This is a genomic window from Streptomyces sp. SM1 (genome assembly GCF_002910825.1).
Taxonomy (GTDB): Bacteria; Actinomycetota; Actinomycetes; order Streptomycetales; family Streptomycetaceae; genus Streptomyces; species Streptomyces okerensis.
Genome location: NZ_NEUB01000156.1, coordinates 1 through 388, shown reverse-complemented (window position 1 = coordinate 388; position 388 = coordinate 1). Strand labels below are relative to the sequence as shown.

Below are 388 nucleotides of genomic sequence, written 5' to 3'. Positions count from 1 at the left end.
TCCTTCGACGAGGCCCAGCTCGCCGACGAGTTCGGGCACTGCCACCGGGACCTCCAGCAGTTCCGGGCCGCCGCGCAGCACGCCGAGCGTTCGCTGCAGCTGCGGGCACCGGGGTACGCCCGGAGCCGGCTGTTCTGCCGGATGGTCCTGGCCACGGCGCGCCTGGGACTCGGTGAACTCGACCAGGCCTGCCAGCTGGCGGCGGAGGCCGCGGGGCAGGCGGCGGAGATGCGCTCGGTCCGCGCGCTGGAGTACGTCCGCGACTTCGAACGCAAACTGGAACCCTACCGCGACGCGCCCCCCGTACGCACCTACCGCGACCGAGTATCCTCCCACACCTGACCCCTCACCCCCTCTTCCACACCACCCAACTCCCGAGCCCACCCCG

The 388-nt window shown here is 72.4% G+C and carries 1 pseudogene; it reads left to right on the top strand.

Annotated elements, in window-relative coordinates:
* Positions 1-342, top strand: a pseudogene (locus B9S61_RS03570) (regulator); the annotation flags it as partial.
* Positions 343-388: the final 46 nt, after the last annotated feature.